Genomic DNA, 18110 nt, shown 5'->3' with positions numbered 1-18110 from the left:
TGAATGCAAATATACGAATAAATGTAATGCAAGGGTATTGCAAAAGTCGGCAAGTACCCTTGGGAGATTTCTAAATAGTTCAGCTTTTCATCTTCCTTTTCAGCAATTGCGCATTAATGGCCACTATGATCGTACTCAGGCTCATGAATACTGCGCCTATAGCAGGACTGATCACCAGGCCGGGGATAAACCCTGTGGCCAAAGGCAATGCAATTGCGTTGTAGCCGGTAGCCCAAGCGAGGTTCTGGATCATTTTGTTGTAAGTGGCCCTGCCAAACAGTACCAGATTGGCAATGTCTTTTGGGTTGCTGTTGACCAATATGATATCGGCTGTCTCGGCAGCCACATCGGTACCGGAACCTACAGCAATGCCCACATTGGCTTGTGCCAATGCAGGGGCATCATTTACCCCATCACCCGTCATAGCCACAAAGTGGCCTTCCTTCTGAAGCTTCTTGATAATCTCTACTTTTTGGTGTGGAAGCACCTCGCTATAGTAGCCATCCAGCCCAAGTTTATCGCTTACTGCTTTGGCCGTTTTCTCATTGTCACCAGTGGCCATATACAGTTTCATACCTTTTTCCCGAAGCGTTTCGATGGCCTTGGAGCTTTCTTCCCTGATCTTATCCGACAGGGCAATGAACCCAATAAGTTTTTCTTCCCTGAGGGCAAACACTATGGTTTCAGCTGCGTCAGATCCTGCCTGTTCGGGGATCTTTATGTCGTTTTCTTTCAGGTAGCCAGGGCTGACTACTTTCCAATTTTTTCCCTCGATCTTGCCTTGAATGCCCTTGGCTGTTAGTGATTCAAAATTTTCTACCTTTTTCAATGCCAGACCTGCTTCTTTCGCTGCTTTCACAATGCCTTGTGCAATTGGGTGCTCCGATTGCTGCTCCAGCGAAGCGGCAAAGGACAGCAGTTCATTTTTGTTCATATCATCAGAAAGGCTCTCATATCGTGAGACACCAAATTTGCCTTCGGTCAACGTGCCTGTTTTGTCAAACACCATTGCGGTAATCTTCCGGGCATTTTCAAAAGCAGTACGGTTGCGGATCAGCAAGCCTTTTCCTGCTGAAACAGCAGTGGAAATGGCTACAACTAGTGGTATGGCCAAACCCAACGCATGTGGACAGGAAATAACCATGACGGTCACCATTCGTTCCAATGCAAAATCTAAAGGCTTACCCAAGCTGATCCAGGTCACCAGCGTAGCTGTACCGGCACCTATGGCAATGAAAGTGAGCCATCTGGCTGCAACATTTGCGAGGTTTTGAGTTTTCGATTTAGTTTTCTGAGCCTCTTCTACCAGCGTGATCACTTTGTTGAGGTAGCTTTCTTTCCCGGTTTTGGAAACCTTTACTTTGATCGACTGGCTGCCATTAACCGATCCACCAATTACCTGGTCTCCTTTGGATTTTTTCACCGGCTTGCTTTCACCGGTGAGCATGCTTTCGTCCAGGTGGCTTTCCCCATCCACCACTGTACCGTCCGCAGGTATTTTTTCATTGGCTTTTATCAGGATGATATCCTCCTTTTTCAGTTGATCAACCTTGATGTCCTTGATTTGGTCTCCCTGAACCAAATGAGCTTCGGAAGGCATCATCTGCACCAGTAATTCGAGCGCTCTTGATGCACCCATTACCGATTTCATCTCGATCCAGTGCCCCAGCAGCATGATGACAATCAGTGTGACCAGCTCCCAGAAGAAGTCCATCCCTTCCAAACCAAACACCACTGCCGAGCTGTATACGTAAGCCACGGTAATGGCCACTGCGATCAGGGTCATCATGCCCGGGTTTTTGTCTTTTAGCTCGTCCCAAAGTCCTTTAAGAAAAGGCCAGCCCCCATAAAAGAAGACAATAGTGGAAAGCCCAAAAAGGACGTACTGATCACCAAAAAAGGTTAGCTCAAATCCCAGTAATTGCTGGATCATATGAGATAGTGCCAGGATCGGTACCGTGAGCACCAGAGAAATCCAAAAACGCTTTTTGAAATCTTCGATCATCATGGCATGATGGTCGTGGTGTCCATGCTGATGATCTGATTTGCTGGTGGTTTGATGATCTGATGATTGGTTCCTTTGGTGATCCTCGTGTGTATGATGCTTGTGATGTTCGTGATTATGCTTTTCCATGAGAAAAAATTATAGTGGTTAATCTGTTTTAAATGGAAGGGAAACACTTAGCTTCTCCCATGACATGCGTATAGCGCCCGAACCCTCTCTTTTGTCTTCAATGGTATAAGTAAGCCGCTCGGCAAGGGGCATTCCTGTTTCAGGAGTTACTTCTATCCTGATGACATCCTCTGCCTGATCGTAATCATCAGCCAGGTGCTGCTCCCAGTTTTTGTTCAGGATCAATGTCCAGCGTTCCTGTCCGGGAATGGTAAAGAAGGCATATTTGCCTTTGGGGATGGTCGTACCTGCTATCTTGATTGCTTTGGAAAACTCAACGCTGGTAGCACTGTGGGCACCAGTTACCCAAACCTCATCATAAGGTACTAAGCCTCCCCAAATGACCCTACCTCTAACGGCAGGAGAGTGGTACTTGATGGTGATGTGCGTATTACCTACTTCGGCATGAGCCTCCTGCGGGAGACTCTTTTTCGAGTTGTCCGATTGTTCAGTAGGTGCTTTTTCCGGCTGATGGTGTTCGTGACCACCATTTTCACCTTTTTTGTTTTGGCAGGATACGATCAGCAATCCCAGTGCAAGTGTGTAAATCAGTTTGTTCATCATTTATTCTTTTTAAGTTTTGAAGTGGTTTTTAAGAAAGTTTTAGAGGATACTGCGTAAAGTGTAAAGCCTGAAAGCACTGTAAAAAGGCCAAAGACTGAAAATGCCCTGAGCAGCCAATTGTTAAAGTTGTCCCGCCCGGCATAATCCATGGTGTGAAACATCCAGAGAAAATCGAACCAACGCCAACGGCTGTGGCGTACCCGTTCGAAGTTGCCGTTACGGGCATCTACGTAGGCCGTAAGGTTTTCGGGATGCTCAAAGTGGACAGCCCAGGCTGGTAGCGGCCTGCCACGGTATTCATGATGGTTGTCGGTTTCAGTAATCCATTCGGTTTTCAGGATTTTCAGGTTTTTTACGAGATGGTTCTGTGCGATTTCGACCGCCTCCGTTTCGGTTATGCCCTTTTTGATTTGCCCGGTCAGGGCATTGTAAAGCAGACTATCGTTGACCCAATAATGCGGTTGGTGATTGATGTAGCGAAGCTCAAGGGATGAAATACCAAGCGTTGAATCTAACTGAGCCGGACTGATTAAGTCCGGGGGTGAATGCGTCATTACATGTTCACGATGGAACTGGTCTCCATGGATTTTGTCAATATCCGTCCAACTAAAATAGAGGCCACTGATCGTCCACCCAATAAACTGAATGCCTATAAAAAGCCCCAGATACCGGTGCGTTTTGCGGATGTAGTAGTTTCTGTTGCGCTTCATTTTTGGGTGGATTTATCTGCCCGACTTAAGAACCATTTTTCACCTGCGAAAACTATTAGCATCACAGATGCAGAAACAATAAGAACCAAAAGGTCAGATGATGCCTTGATCCATAAGAAAGCTGCCAATACGATGAAATCCAACACCATCGCTGTGAGTACAATTGTTCCATTGGCTTTCACCTCTTTCCTCAAATACTTATATACACCCCAATGAATAATGATGTCCATCACCAAATAAAAAATGGCTCCTATGGAAGCAATTCTGGACAGATCAAAGAAAATAGTCAGGATGATAGCGATAAACACCACATACACCAACATATGCTTCTGTATTCGGCCTGACATGCCCAAATGACTATGTGGAATAAGTTCCATATCTGTAAGCATAGCCGTCATGCGAGAGACTGCAAAAATGCTGGCAATCACTCCCGAAATAGTAGCTATTATGGCAATAGCAACGGTAAAATGAAGACCAAAATCTCCAAAAGCAGGTCTGGCAGCTTCAGCAAGGGAGTAATCTTTGGCTTGAATAATTTCAGAGATTGTAAGGCTTGAGTTTACAGCGAAAGCAACCAGAAAATACACCACTGTGCATATCAACAAAGAAATAATAATAGACAGGCCAACATTTTTTTGAGGTTCTGTAATTTCGCCACCACTATTAGTTATTGTAGTGAATCCTTTGTAGGCCAAAATGGAAAGTGCTAAAGCCCCAATATAACTGGTTGCTGAATAATCAGTGTTTTTGATGGCTTTTGGTATCAACCCTTCCAGAGAAAAACCCACTGCCCAGAGAGCTCCTATGGCAAAAATCAGAATTCCGATAATTTTGATAAATGACATGAACTGTGATGACTTTCCTATCAGCTGGTTGCCAGATATGTTAATCAAAAAAGCGCTAACCAAAAGAGCAACACCCAATATGGGAATCCAAAGTTCCTTGTTTTCAACTTCGAACAGTTGTAGGGTATAAGAGCCAAAAGTTCTGGCAACCAGGCTTTCGTTGATTACCATGGATAGTGCCATTAATAATGATGCAGAAGCTGTTATGGTTGATTTACCATAAGCTTTTTTCAAAATCATGGCTATCCCCCCAGCCGAAGGATACGTATTTGAAACTTTGATGTAGGAGTAAGCACTAAATGCTGAAATGAGAGCTCCCAAAACGAAAATGTAAGGAAACCAGGTCCCTGACAGTTCAGCCACCTGGCCCAATAATGCAAAGATTCCTGCACCGATCATTACACCAGTGCCTAAAGCAATTGATCCTAATAAACTTAAACTTCCTTTTTTATAACTTTCTTCCATAACGGTTTGCGGCTTTGCGTTCGGGCGGGTTTTTAGCACAAAACTTCCTTACGAAGCCGTAAACTTCAAAGTTACGAAAAACTGTCATACGAAGCCGTTTCCCCCGCCTGACGCAAAACCGCTGTTAGCAGTAGTGGTTTCTTCCGTTGTCTTGTTAGTCGTCATTTTGATAGCTGTAAAATTCTGTAAGCTCCTCTCGCTACAATGACAAATACAATTGCTCCAATAATTAAGTCGGGATAACCTGAATTGAGCCAATTAACCAAAAGTCCTGCTGTAATTACTCCCGAATTTATGATTATGTCATTTGAAGTAAAAATCATACTTGCTTGCATATGAGCTTCTTTGCTTTTTCTCTTTTGCAATAAATACAGACAAATAACATTAGCTATTAACGCTACAATCGAAACGAAAATCATTGTTTGAAAGTCAGGCATTTTCTCGACTCCAATAAATCGTCTGACTACTTCTATAAAACCAATTACAGCAAGAAGGATTTGAAAGTATCCTGCAAATTTTGCGATATTCTTTTTTCTGACTACTGTTCCGCCAACAACAATTAATGCAAGTCCATAAACAATACTGTCAGCCAGCATATCTAAACTGTCGGCAACCAAGCCCATTGAGTTTGATATAAGTCCTGTTACAATTTCAATAACGAAAAACAAAAAATTTATTATTAAAACAGTCCATAAGGTTTTTCTTTCGTCATTTTGATTGTCAGTTGCTGTAAAATTGTCAACCGAAACAGTCGAGAGAATTGAAGTGTCAAATTTTAATGTGTCAAGTCGCTGAAAAATTTGTTCATTATTGTCTATATGAAAAACGTGTAAAAGTCGGTTGGGTATGTCAAATTCTAACGATTGAATATTTGTCAAATCGTCAAGTTTCATCCGAATCATTTGTTCTTCGGATGGACAGTCCATTTTTGTTATCTTAAATGTCGTTTTTTGCATATCACTTCATTGTCTGTTGGGTCGTCCTACCATTACTGCTAACTTCCTAATTAAAACATGACAGATAATCCGCCCCCTGCTCCGAAGCGGTTGTCATAGCTTGTCATCAGTGAAAAATTCTTAGAAAGCATGTATTGTGCACCGGCACTCCATACAATTTCTTCTTTGTAATTTTGGCCGGCCTCCAGACCGTTTACCAATCCTGCATCAATTTGATATTCGTAATAGCCAAAAATTGATAACTTCGGAAATATCATCAGCGATCGACCGATTCCAATTCTAGGCCGAAGCTCATTATCTATCCTTAGGTCAACATTGAACATATAAGGTGTAAACCACCGGATACCAGCCACGGCAATTGTCTTCATATCATCCAAACTATTCCTGGTGGTATTCTCAAAATTAATACCTCCAAAAACCCTCAAATAATCGTACAGATAATACTCATAAGAAAATTCAGCTTCCAGGTTCTGATTCCATCCGTATTCCATTGATAAATTGAATTGATTGCGAATGTTTGAAGTGGTCAGATTGACTGTTGTATTATGTGAGGCAACATCTGCCATTCCCCAACTATAGAAGCGGTTGGTTTCGTGAATCAGTTTGGAAATTGGAAAGGGTTTCATTCTAGGGTCTTCCGGTGTATCATAGCTGACTACCCGTGCCATACCACCCATCATATGATAGAGAATATGACAATGAAAGAACCAATCCCCATATTCGTTCCCGTAAAACTCAATGGTTACTTTTTGCATCGGGGGTACATTCACCGTATGCTTCAGGGGCGAGTAGTCCCCGTTTTCGTTGATGACACGGAAAAAATGGCCGTGTAAGTGCATAGGGTGGTGCATCATCGTCAGGTTATTGAGGGTGATTCGGGTAATTTGCCGCTCTTTGATTTTTATCTTGTCAGTTTCTGACAGTGGAATCCCATTCATGCTCCAGATGTAGCGGTTCATATTCCCAGTAAGATTGAGCAGGATTTCATTGACTGGAACATCCTTTTCGTAAACCGTTTTATTAGGTGATTTGAGGTAATTATAATTGTATTCTGAAAACATGTCCATGTTTTCCATCCCGGGCATTTCAGCCATGGGAGCACTTGGCGGATCCATTTTGGAGTTTTTATCATCAGACATATCCATTGAGGAATGATCCATTTGGGAGACCTCTTCCTTATTTCCGGCCATATTCATACCCGGCATATCATTATCCGGGTTTTTGTCGCCTTTCATTTGCATTCCCCAGTTCTCCATCATTTTTTGGGGATCGTCCTTTTTAGGATTAAATTTTAGGGCAGGAGCCCCCATGCGCATGTCCATTTTTGCCATTTGCATCATCATCCCTATTTTATCAGGGCGGGGAACATCTTCGGCTGCTAAAACTTCTCCTTGGCCCAAAAAAGCAGAGGCTGTTCCCGAACCATCCTGAGCGGTGGCCCGAAATTCCATCTTTCCACTTTCCGGAATATTTACAATAAAATCGTAGGTCTCCGCAATGGCAATAAATGTTTTATTGCGCTTGACCGGCTCAACGTTTAGTCCATCAGCCGCAACTAAAGTGGGCTCCTCACCACCAAACGTCATCCAAAACGAGGTAGAAGCTGCCCCGTTAATAATTCTAAGCCTAACCTTTTCTCCGGGTTTGAAATTGGAATATTCCTGAACTTGTTCACCATTAACTAAAAAGGCCGGGTAATATATATCGGCAATGTCTGCACTTTCCATTCTCTGCCTCCAGAAATTTAACTGGGCTCCCATTGCACCTCTGGCAATAACGCGGTTGAGGGGTGTGGCCGTACCTTTTCGCCAGTTGTACCATTCGGTTCCTCGTTTCAGAAAACGGAGTACGTTCATAGGCTTTTCATTCGTCCAGTCCGAAAGTATTATAACGAGCTCTTTGTCATAGGCCAGGTTTTCTTTTCTAGGATGGATGACGATAGAGCCAAAAACACCACTCTGCTCTTGCAGCATGGTATGTGAATGATACCAATAGGTACCGGCTTGTTTCAGGGGAAATTCGTACTTCTGTGTTTCCCCAGGCGCGATGGGCGGAGTGGTGAGGTAAGGAACCCCGTCATAAAAATTTGGCAACAACAAACCGTGCCAGTGAATGGAAGTTTCTTCATCCATCTCGTTTTTTACATATATTACGGCATATTCACCTTCAGTAAAAGTAAGTGTGGGTCCCGGGACACTGCCATTAATGGCCATTCCCATGACTTCTTTGCCTGCCTTGTTCACTGCCAGCTCATTTATGGAAATGGCATATTCTCTTACAGGAAGATTATCAGTGTTGCCTTCGACTGATTTTTCAGTGAGGTTTTGTGCCCTCGTAGACAGGCTAAGCAACGAAAAAGAAATGGTCAAAATATAGTAGAATCTTAAGTTCATGATTTCCGTAATTAAATTTGATTTTTGATTTTCAATGATTTAGTTCCCTCATAATAGCAAAATGACCCGATCCTGGTATTAATAAAGCCTGTCTCCTGCACATCCGAAAACCCTGCCTCACGGATGTAATCCGGCAGCAAGCCCTTCACATTGGCTGTGGTGGTTTTGAAACCGTCCAGAAGCTGCACGGTGTAAAAAACTGTGCGCATCCATCGGTTTTTTGCCTTGCCCCAATAGCCAATGATGAGCTTGCCTCCGGGCTTTAGAACCCGGTAGATTTCACTGAAACAATGCGCTTTAGTTTCATCATCTAACTGATGAAATACCAGACAACTGTAGGCCTTGTCAAAAACAGCATCATCATACGGAAAAATGCCCCCATTGTAGAGTTGGAGTTCAACCAGAATGTCTTTGTCTTTGAGCTTTGAAAAGGCAATCTCCCGTACTTTAGGGTCAATGTCTAATCCGAAAAATGAAGAGTTGGGAGACCGTGAAGAGGCAATCGCCAGATTAGCCCCTGTGCCAAAGCCAAACTCAAAAATTTGCTCATGAGGTTCGGGCTTTAAACGGTCTATTAGTTCGCTTCTAAATTTCTTTTCAGGCATGGTCAGTCTTATGGTGGTATCATAAAGGCCGGTAAGGAAATTATAGCTTAATGCAGGGATGAATTCCTTTTCTTTTTTATGGTCTGTGTTTTTCATTTTTTCTCTCCATTGTTTTTGTTCTAATTTTTCCCAGCCTTGGCTGACCAAGCATTTATGTGACCCGAATGCACAAAAAATGCAGCATTGATCGCCCGGAACAGTAATCTCGCATTCGCATCCCTTACAAATGAAGCTATCCAGCCGCTCGTTATAAGGTATTCTGCGAACCTGCTGCTGGCCACATACCGGACAGGTAAGTACCGAATCAAAAAATAACCCAGGCATACTGGTGATTTCAAGTCAATTAGTGGTCATGCTCCAGTTCCAAAAAATTACCTTGCGGCCCTACACCTTCTATGTGTACCAATTGTGCTCCGTAATGTCCTGCCTGTGCCACAGCATAAGCAGCGCTCAATAACACAACTGCCACAATAGCCATTGCCCATCTTTTCGATTTGAAAATAAATAGATTGATCCCTTGTAACAGCAGGCCGATAAACCCAAGATTGATCGTCCAGTCAGCCCAGAAGTCATGTTGTTCGAGCACGAGCTTGGCATGTTCGGTTAGTCCGTGAGTATGCGGATGGAAGTTTCTGCCAGCTAAGTAAGCAGCTACAAAACCTACCAGCACCAGGGCAAAGGCTGTCCACGCCAATTCCTTTTTGATGAAATAGATGTTGACAACCGCCAGAATGGCTCCCACAATCAGCAATACGATAGCGAAATGGACAATCAGTGGATGGATTGTGGGGAAATCTGCCAAATCAGCCGTGACCTTTTTTTCGTGGTGTGCATCTTTCTCATGCGCATCGTGGCTCACTGCCTCACTGGTATGTTCATGTTCACTTTGATCTGCCTCGCTGGTGGGGGTGGTCATCACAGTATCCGCTTGTTGGGCGGTGCTGTCTTGTTTGCTTTTGTGGCCGTCATGAGCCGATACGGTTGCCGTAGTGAATAGTAGCAATACGACTGCTTTTAGAATATTTTTCATTGTTAAATTATTTAGGTGATTAATGATTGGTCTGTGGTCTTCTTGCTGACGAATGAGTTTGCCATATTTTCCATTGACCGTTTTCTTTTTTCAAAATGCTGGTGGCAACTCCTTTTCGCTCAATAACTGATTTGTCATTGCTTAGCACAATTGTGTATATGTAGGTTTCAGTGGCAAAGGCAAATGGCAAAGCGACTTCAATGGCTACTTCATAGTCACTAAACTTGAAAGATTCGAAATGATGGAGCTCCGGGCCCAGGTGGTTGGCCAGATAGTCCTGATATCGGCCTTCAACTTTGCCTGATTCAATAACAATTGATTGCGATACAAATAAATTACCTGTGCCCGTTGTGTCGAGGCTTTCAATGGCCTGTTTGTATGATTCCAGGACTTGTTTTACCTGGTTAATTTCATCCGACTGTTGCGCTTGAGTCTTCACGGCCACTATGGCAGCAAGACCAAAAAAAAGCAGTTTCAATTTCATAGATTTTGGGTTAAAGGATTGTTTTTAGTTTTTCTTAAATGCGTTGTAATTAGCCTCTGATTCAAAGTAGGCAACTGCACCTTGTTGGTTAGTCACTACTATAAATGCTTCTGATTTATCTACAGGATTACCACTATAGGGGTCAATCGCGATCCTTGCGCTTTCCAGGTTGTTAAGCTTATCCACGCACATTTCACAGCAACCATAATAGGTTTTGCCATTGACCGGTACCGGGATTTGGGCTACACCCATATAGGCGTCATTGACCATACATACCAGGCTTGGTTCAACTGGTCGCTCAAATTCATCCTGGATATAGCTGACAGAAGGCTTTAGCTGCTGATGGTTAATCCAATACACCAATGCTGTGGCTGTCACTAATAATGCCGCAATGGTCAGGTAGGCATACACCAGATTCCGGGTAGATGTCTTAGGGTTGTCCTTGTTGGTTTTCTTCTTCATGACTTTTCTGTTTGGTGCCTGATGGAAGAGTGGCGGCAGGATTGTATGCATGACAACCTACACAAGAGCCACTCTCCAACAGGGCTTTACTTTTTACTTATCTTCCTCTTTTTTCATTTCCTGTTCCAAGAAGAAACAGTGAGCAGCACACGCTTGTAGTTTATAGTTTTTGTGTACCGTGCCTTTCTTGTGACCTTCCAGATCCAGGATTTCACATTTATCACCCATCGTTTTGGTACTCAAAATGAAAACTCCATCATTGTTGTAATAGCGGCCATCTTTTTTGGCTTTGCCCAGGGAATTTCCTTCAGCATCATACACTTTACCATTTTTGATAAAGCCCAGTTTTTGACCCTGATTGTTAAAGACTATGTCTTCTTTACTGATGTACCCGAGTTTGGTGCCCCGGTCATCCGATACCTCGCCTTTTCCATTGATATGTATAAGGCGTTGCTCTGTCTTGCTACTTGGCTGTGCCAAGAGGCCCTGTGCGGCCAGCAGTATTCCTCCCAGGAATATTATACTGAAAATGATGTTCTTTTTCATTTCTGATTGATTTGTGCCTGGTGTCAGGATCGGGCTCAGCTTATAGTGAACCCAATCCCTTATGCCAAAACTAGGGTCAGTTAATCGTCTCTTTCACGCTTCCGCACTTCAGCATTTTGTCACCGAAGTAGGGATTGCGGATCTCCTTTTCGTTGGATAGCCAATAGCCTCCGGTGTTGCCGTTGGCCATGGGGCAGTATTCCAGATAGAGTTCTCCCATGCTGATATCAGCTCCCTTCACCAAGGTGGCCATCTCATTGCTTAAGGCGGTGAAAGCCTTTCGCTGGTTTTCCAGTGAACCTGCCTGCGCAACTTTGGCCGCCTCTATATGGACTTTATCACTTCCTTTTACATTGTGAAGAGCTTTCACCAAAGATTCAGAAGCAGATTTTGCTTGCTGAAAATCAGAGGCCACCAAAGCATTCTTCAAATGAATGTAGTGCGTGTAGGAAGAACCCAATGCCTTGTCTTTAAACATTGGTTCCATCGTTTGACTGCTTGTTTGTGCACCATGCGCTGCATGGTCGTGTTGTGCGTTTGCTCCCCAGCTTACTAAAGCCAGGCATAGCATGATCATTGTTTTTTTCATTTTTCTATTTGTTTAAAGGTTAAATACTTGAATCAGGGCTAAACCAGTGACCAGAAGAATGACTATTCCTCAGGCAATCCGGCTGCCCCATTTTTTTATTGTTGCATTTATCACTTGAATCTGGGCTTTTTCATCTCCTGTTTTACAGCAAGTTTTCATTGAATTGTATTTGATATTTTATGTTGAATCAACTTGATATTTGAAAGGCCAAAAATCCCGAGCAGGAAACTTAGACCTACTTCCATCATGACTAGCAACTTGGCAGGAATAGAAAGAGGCACAATGTCCCCATATCCTAGGGAAGTGAAAGTGACAACACTCAGATAGAAGTAATCAAAGAGCCTTTTCCAAGAAGACATGTTGGTATTATCACTTATCCCTTTAAATGATTGCCTGTCAAACTCTGCCAAACAGGAGAAATCTGTTGCAAATGAGAAGCTCATTAAGACTACCAGTAATGCAAAAATCAAAAGCACCTCACTGATTCCAGCAAGGCGGTTCATCAAAGCCTGCATCTTTCGGAAGGTGAAGAAGGTGAAGAAAATGACCTTGCAAAGAGCCAGTACCGGAATAAGTATAATAATCGATCGGGTGCTGTGGTCGATGTACTTCATTAATAACACATAAACCAGGAAGACTATACTAATAAACAGAATGGTTATGCTTGATTTATTTACCAATTGCCCGATGAACTTCAATAATTTCATTGCTTCAAATTTTAACTTGGATTTATCCGTAATTTTTAGTGATTATGACCACCAGCTGCTTGCTTGGCAGGGCCTCCTTCCTCAAAAACTTTTTGGCCTTTGAGATAAGTCTTTTTTACCTCACCACAGGAGAGCATGGACTCACCAAAATATGGGTTTCGGATTTCTTCAGTTTCACTTAGCCAAAAAGCCCCTTTGTTGTCGAAAGCCATCGGGCAGAAATCTTTGAACACTTTGTCTTTTTCCAGTCCGAAGGATTCGGTGACTTCCAGCATGTTTTCAGAGAGCATTGAGAAATGCTGCCTTAGGCCGACAAGGGTTTCTTCACCCTGCATCATTTTGGCTGCCTCAGCCAGCTGCTGCTTCAGCGCCATCCAATGATCATGTGCCTGGCCTTTCAGTTCGTCCATGGCAATTTGGTTCAAGGCTTCCCGTAACTGTTCCAATGCGGATTTTGTCGCCTTAGCATCATCAGCGACCAAACCATTCTTTACTTTGAAATATGCATCGGCCAGCGCTGTAATTTGTTTCTGGAAAGCCTGTGGCACGTCCATGGTTTTAACATCCGGGCGCATGAGCATGCTATAGTTCCCGGAAAGTTGTGCAGCCGCATCAATGGCAAATACTCCATTGGTCACTATCTCTTCGCCAGCTTCCAGTCCTGCCTCCACCAAGTACATTTCACCCATGCGGGGACCTATGGTGATTTCCCGCATTTCGTAGGCTGGGAATTCAGAGTTCTGCACTTTAATGTAAACAATGGAGCGTTTTCCAGACCAGAGCAAAGCGGTACGGGGTATGGCCAGGGATGATTGACCTTTCCGGAGAGTGGTTTTTACCTGTGCGTTGACAAACATTTCAGGCCGCAGTTCTCCACTTCTGTTATTAGCTTCTGCACGAACAGAAGCTGCCCGTGTATTTGGATTAATCACCGGGTCTATGTAAGTGACCTTTGCTGTGAATGTTTGTCCGGGGATCCCGGCAGCCGTAAAGCTTACTTCATCACCAATTTTCACAAATGGCAGATCGGATTCGTACGCATCGATCATGATCCAGACCCGGCTCAGATCGACCACATCAAACAATACTGATCCGGTACCCACATAGTCGCCCACGGCAATGTTTCGCTGGGTCACTATACCTCCCTTGTCTGCGAGAACATCAAATTGATCCCTTACTTTTCCTGTTTTTTCTATTTCATCGATTTGGTTTTCGTTGAGTTTCCAAAGCCTGAGCTTCTCACGTGCAGCAGTATAAAGCTCAGGGTAGGTCTCTTTCGTGGAGGCAGCTTCCAATAATTCCTTTTGGGCTGTAACCAACTCAGGCGAATAAATGGTGGCCAATCGTTCCCCGGTTCTTACCACCTGCCCTGTGAAGTTTACAAATAGCTGCTCTATTCGCCCGGGAAATTTTGCCGTAACGGAAGCCAACTGGCGTTCATCGGCCTTCACTTTACCGGTAAGGAAAAGCTCACCTTCAGGTGACACTCCTGTAACTCTGGAGGTATGGATATTGGCCATGGCCACCGCTTCAGGGGTCATCTCATGAATCAATGGATTCGAACTGGCTGATGACCGTTTAGTGGAAGCTGGTATCAGGTCCATTCCGCAAATGGGACATTGGCCGGGTTCCGATTGCCTGATCTGCGGGTGCATAGAACAGGTCCAAACCTCATTACCTTCATCATGGTTATGCACGGCTGCTTCCGTCTCCTGATGACCTGAAGATGGTTTTACCATCCAGCCGAGTACGCCTCCCAATGTCAGCGCTACGAGCACGATCAGTAGGAGTTTTTTATTTTTAAATATTTCTTTCATCGTTTTAACTTTTTAGATCAATTAATTCAGTTCTGTTGCTGCCAGGTTTTCCAGCATGGCAATGGTGACGTGCTGATCTACTATTGAAGTGATCAGCTTGAGTTGATAATCGAGCAATTGCTGTTGTACCCGCAGCACTTCCTCGAAATCCCGTCCGTCAGTAGCGTAGCTGGTCATCAGCAGGTTCAGAGTTTGCCTGGCCAGGTCGGTTTGCTCCCGGTACAGCTTTGTCCTTCTGGTTGCATCGTCCAAATCCCGCAAGGCGGTTGACCATCGGGTGGTCAACTGATTGACGGTGTTTTCCCTGCGCTGCTGAACGGCCAATTGTTTCAATTCCGCCTCTTTCTGTAAAGCATTGTACTTTTTCCGATAGATGGGTATAGTCAGCCTCAACATGGGCATCACCATGTCATTGCCGCCCATCGGCATTCCATTTTCTGTCCTTGGACTAAAGGGTATATAGTTGACGCCTGCCCCCAACATAGGCCTGCCTTCCAGCCGAGCCATCTTTTTCTGTGCCTCATAGGCTTCTTCCTCGGCATCCAGCATTTTCAACATGGGATTGTTCTGCGTAATGCTGTCCAGCAAAGCCTGGCGCTCCCAAGAGACTACTGATCCGCTCAATGAATCGGCTATGCTTACCACTTCATTGATATCCCGGTTAAGCAACTGATTGAATTCGGCTTTAATGGGCAGTCGGGAGTCTTCAAGCAAGGCAAGTGTGTTTTCCAGTTCCTTGATCTGAATCCTTACCCTGAGCACATCACTCATGCCTGACCCGCCCCCGTTCATTGATGAGGAAGTACCCATTGAAGAACCACCTTTTGAACTGCTTTTACCGGAAGTGCCACTGGTCATTCCACCGCTCATTCCACCCATTGACGATGCTGATGAGGTGGAGGAACCGCTGTTCATGCTTGTAGCTTGCTGCATATTGCTAGGGCCGGAACCGGTTCCTATATCTGCACTCTGAAAACGAATGAGCGCCAGCCGCTCATACTGTTTAAGAATCTCAAGGTTTTCCTCCGTAATGCGGATTTCCTCTTCTAGCCGATACAGTTGATACCAGGTGTTTTTTACCTGATAAAACAAGCGGTATTTGGCATCCTGAAACACTTCGTACTGCGCCAGTGCCATTTTGCTTGCTTCATCCTTTTGGGTTTTCAGCATGCCGAACCAGGGAAACATCTGCATCAACTGGATGTCGGCTTGCTGGTTGCCCATGAACCGCTCCATTGGTTGAAAGAAGAAACCCATGGTCAGTTCAGGATCAGGAAGTGCTCCCACCTGAGGTACTTTTTCCAAAGAGGCCAGATATTCATTGAAGTAGGCTTTTAACTCCGGGTTGTTTTCTGCTGCTACTTTCAGGTATTCATCCAGGCTTTGTGAAAAGCTTGTGGACTGAACTCCTAAAAACAACAGGAATATGATTGCTATTTTTTTCATCTTCCTCTATTTATGATTCAGTAAATACTTTGGGATTGCGTTTAATCTTGCGCTCTGCCCACCAACAGTATAGGACTGGCACCAGCAGAACCGTCATAATTTCGATGATCATGCCCCCGAATGAAGGAATGGCCATGGGTATCATAATGTCGGATCCTCGCCCGGAAGATGTGAGTACAGGTAAGAGGGCCAGTAAAGTGGTGGCGGTGGTCATCATGGCCGGGAGTACCCGCTTTTGACCAGCCTCCAATACAGCTTTGCGAACCTCCTTCACGTTTTCAGGTTCCCGTTTCTCAAAGCTTTGCTTGAGGTAAGTAGCCACCACTACGCCATCATCGGTAGCGATTCCAAACAGTGCTATGAAGCCTACCCAAACGGCCACACTCAGGTTATACACCTTCATTTGGAAAAGCTCCCGCATGTTGGTGTCGAAGACAGTAAAATCCATGAACCAGTCCTGACCGTAAAGCCAGAGCATCAAGAACCCACCTGAAAAAGCCATCGCAATCCCCGTGAATACAAATAAGGTGGTTGAGACAGCCCGGAACTGGAAATACAGGATAAGGAAAATGGCCATAAGGCATAGCGGGACTACAATTGCGAGTCGTTTCTCTGCCCTTACCTGGTTTTCGTAGCTTCCTGAGAATTCGTAGCGAACGCCTGCCGGTACGATGAGTTCGCCCGAATCAATTTTCTCGCGAAGGTGGCGTTGCGCATCTTCCACTACTGTTACCTCCGCAAATTCCGGGAGCCTGTCCAGGAGTACATACCCCACCAAAAAGCTATTTTCCCCCCTGATCATTTCGGGCCCAGGCCGGTAGGTGATGTCTGCAAGCTGCCCAAGTGGGATATAATTGCCCAGTGGCGTAGGTACTTGCATGGACTCTATGGCCGAAGGGTCATCCCTGTACTCACGGGCATAGCGGACTCTGATCGGGAAGCGTTCCCGGCCTTCCACCGTGGTGCTGATTTGCATTCCGCCAATAGCCGTTTCTATATAGTCTTGTACATCCCGGATATTGAGCCCGTAGCGGGTAATCTGATCTCGGTCAATGTCAATTTCGAGGTAGGGCTTGCCGACAATACGGTCGGCAAAAACAGCCTCTTTCTTGACAGAGGGAACTTCCTTGAGATACTTTTCCAATTGTAACCCAAATTCTTCAATGGTTTTCAGGTCAGGCCCATAAACCTTGATCCCCATGGGCGCCCGCATACCCGTTTGGAGCATTACCAGCCGGGTTTCGATCGGTTGAAGTTTGGGAGAGGATGTGACACCCGGAATATTGACCACAGAAACAATTTCATCCCAGATATCATCAGGCGTTTTAATATGGTTCCGCCATTGGCGGAAATACTCGCCACTGCGGTCTTCAATGAGTTGCTTGACGTCAATTTGTTCAGGGGACATGGTCTCTGGGTCATAGGTGGTTCCATCTTTCAGTTCAAAGTGACCATTATCATTTACTTTAAACCGCAGCTTGTTTCCATTGATATCGGATACGTATTCGCTTTTGTAGTTAATGGTGTTTTCGAACATCGAAATGGGTGCAGGATCGATAGCCGTTTCTGCCCTGCCTGCCTTACCCACCACCATTTCCACCTCAGGAATGGCGGTGACCATCATGTCCAGTTTTTGTAATACTTCCCGGTTCACTTCAATGCCGGAGTGTGGCATGGATGTAGGCATCAACAAGAATGAACCTTCATTGAGCGAAGGCATGAATTCTTCCCCCAAACCGGGGAAAACCTCTGATGCTGCCGTCCATCCGGAAGTTTCCCTCAGGTTCCAACCAAGTTTCTCAGTCGTATTAGGCAAAAAACCAAATACCCTGTCGAAACCCAGCCAGATATTGGCTCCTAACAGGACAATCACCACTGGCGCTATGAAGAACAAGCCTTTATTGTCCAGGCACCACATGAGTATTTTAGGGTAAAGCCTGAGGAACAAAGCGAAGGTGCCAAGCACCAGTCCGAGGATTACAGCAATAAACAGAAAATTGACAAGCAGGCTATTGGATACCCCCAAAGGTACCCATTCGGTGGTCAGTAGCCAGGCTACAGTCACTACTGTTACGCCCACCATCATCAGATCGCGGTATTTTCCCAGTCTATCAGGGTAGTGGTGCAGCAGCACGTTCACCAGCCCGAAACCAAACAGCACCCAGCCTGCCCATGACCATACGGTAAAGGCAATTACGGGCCCGGCAATTAGCAAAAGATAGTTCAGGTACAGTCCCGTTTTGCCTTTTGCCTTTTTCATGGAAAATATCCAATGCGAAAAAGCCGGCATGATGACGAGGGTAAAAATCACGGCCGAC

16 protein-coding genes and 1 pseudogene are annotated in these 18110 nt (G+C 44.8%); all 17 read right to left on the bottom strand.

Going from position 1 to position 18110, the window contains the following annotated elements; translation table 11 throughout:
* Positions 1-79: 79 nt before the first annotated feature.
* Positions 80-2134, bottom strand: a complete 2055-nt coding sequence (locus B3763_RS16850) for a copper-translocating P-type ATPase (RefSeq protein WP_286748052.1) — start codon at positions 2132-2134, stop codon at positions 80-82.
* Positions 2135-2152: 18 nt separating this feature from the next.
* Complete coding sequence (locus B3763_RS16845; RefSeq protein WP_286748051.1) at positions 2153-2737, bottom strand: DUF2911 domain-containing protein; 585 nt, start codon at positions 2735-2737, stop codon at positions 2153-2155.
* A complete protein-coding gene (locus B3763_RS16840) occupies positions 2734-3447 on the bottom strand; it encodes a PepSY domain-containing protein (protein WP_286748050.1) in 714 nt (237 codons plus the stop codon). Before B3763_RS16840 ends, B3763_RS16845 begins: the two co-directional genes overlap by 4 nt.
* On the bottom strand, positions 3444-4757 hold the full coding sequence (locus tag B3763_RS16835; protein ID WP_286748049.1) for an APC family permease: 1314 nt from the start codon (positions 4755-4757) through the stop codon (positions 3444-3446). Before B3763_RS16835 ends, B3763_RS16840 begins: the two co-directional genes overlap by 4 nt.
* A gap of 161 nt (positions 4758-4918) precedes the next feature.
* Positions 4919-5713, bottom strand: a complete 795-nt coding sequence (locus B3763_RS16830; RefSeq protein ID WP_184493624.1) for a cation transporter — start codon at positions 5711-5713, stop codon at positions 4919-4921.
* Between the two features lie 50 nt (positions 5714-5763).
* Positions 5764-8106 (bottom strand): multicopper oxidase domain-containing protein, encoded by a 2343-nt coding sequence (locus tag B3763_RS16825; protein ID WP_286748048.1) that lies wholly within the window; start codon positions 8104-8106, stop codon positions 5764-5766.
* An 11-nt stretch (positions 8107-8117) separates the two neighbouring features.
* Positions 8118-8807, bottom strand: a complete 690-nt coding sequence (locus B3763_RS16820; RefSeq protein WP_286748047.1) for a class I SAM-dependent methyltransferase — start codon at positions 8805-8807, stop codon at positions 8118-8120.
* A gap of 51 nt (positions 8808-8858) precedes the next feature.
* Positions 8859-9035: pseudogene (locus tag B3763_RS19065) on the bottom strand (GDCCVxC domain-containing (seleno)protein); the annotation flags it as partial.
* Between the two features lie 19 nt (positions 9036-9054).
* Entirely contained in the window at positions 9055-9741 is a 687-nt protein-coding gene (locus B3763_RS16815; RefSeq protein ID WP_286748046.1) for a hypothetical protein, read from the bottom strand.
* 19 nt (positions 9742-9760) lie between these two features.
* Positions 9761-10225 carry a YybH family protein gene (locus B3763_RS16810; RefSeq protein ID WP_286748045.1) on the bottom strand — a complete coding sequence of 155 codons (465 nt, stop codon included), beginning with the start codon at positions 10223-10225 and terminating at the stop codon, positions 9761-9763.
* 24 nt (positions 10226-10249) lie between these two features.
* A complete protein-coding gene (locus tag B3763_RS16805; protein ID WP_286748043.1) occupies positions 10250-10687 on the bottom strand; it encodes a hypothetical protein in 438 nt (145 codons plus the stop codon).
* Positions 10688-10780: 93 nt separating this feature from the next.
* Positions 10781-11233, bottom strand: coding sequence for a 5-fold beta-flower protein (locus B3763_RS16800; protein ID WP_286748040.1), 453 nt, complete (start codon positions 11231-11233; stop codon positions 10781-10783).
* A gap of 76 nt (positions 11234-11309) precedes the next feature.
* Positions 11310-11822, bottom strand: a complete 513-nt coding sequence (locus B3763_RS16795; protein WP_286748038.1) for a DUF3347 domain-containing protein — start codon at positions 11820-11822, stop codon at positions 11310-11312.
* Positions 11823-11977: 155 nt separating this feature from the next.
* Entirely contained in the window at positions 11978-12529 is a 552-nt protein-coding gene (locus B3763_RS16790; RefSeq protein ID WP_286748036.1) for an ion channel, read from the bottom strand.
* A gap of 35 nt (positions 12530-12564) precedes the next feature.
* Entirely contained in the window at positions 12565-14346 is a 1782-nt protein-coding gene (locus B3763_RS16785) for an efflux RND transporter periplasmic adaptor subunit (protein WP_286748034.1), read from the bottom strand.
* Between the two features lie 21 nt (positions 14347-14367).
* Positions 14368-15792: a TolC family protein gene (locus tag B3763_RS16780; protein WP_219956408.1), complete on the bottom strand. Its 1425-nt coding sequence runs from the start codon at positions 15790-15792 to the stop codon at positions 14368-14370.
* A 10-nt stretch (positions 15793-15802) separates the two neighbouring features.
* A partial coding sequence (locus B3763_RS16775; RefSeq protein WP_286748031.1) for an efflux RND transporter permease subunit occupies positions 15803-18110 on the bottom strand: 2308 nt, incomplete at its 5' end.

The organism is Roseivirga sp. UBA1976 (assembly GCF_002336325.1).
Taxonomy (GTDB): domain Bacteria; phylum Bacteroidota; class Bacteroidia; order Cytophagales; family Cyclobacteriaceae; genus Roseivirga; species Roseivirga thermotolerans.
The sequence above is the reverse complement of the archived record's forward strand: the minus strand, read 5'-3'. Positions and strand labels throughout refer to the sequence as shown.